1 protein-coding gene is annotated in these 267 nt (G+C 66.3%); it reads right to left on the bottom strand.

The annotated features are described in order from the left end of the window. The coding region (locus AC0IYH_RS31875) for an MBL fold metallo-hydrolase (protein WP_471838276.1) at positions 1 to 267 on the bottom strand (267 nt) is incomplete at both ends.

The following is a 267-nucleotide window of genomic DNA, read 5'->3' as shown; positions in this document are numbered from 1 at the left end:
ATCGCGCACCGCTTCGAACCCGAACCACCGCTCGCCGCCGCCGAACGGATAGAGCGACCAGTTCGTCGCCTCGTCCCACTGCTGCGGCCGATAGCGTTTGCGCGACACGAACGCGCCGCCCCGTTGCGCATCGGCAACTTCCTTCTCGCGTGCGGTGACGTGGATGCGCGCATTGGCGAAATCCTCGATCCCACCGGCATGGTCGAAGTCGAGATGGCTGACGACGATATGCCGCACATCGCCGGGATCGAACCCCAGCGCCCGCAC

The organism is Pseudomonas sp. AC463, assembly GCF_979253585.1.
The sequence above is the reverse complement of the archived record's forward strand: the minus strand, read 5'-3'. Positions and strand labels throughout refer to the sequence as shown.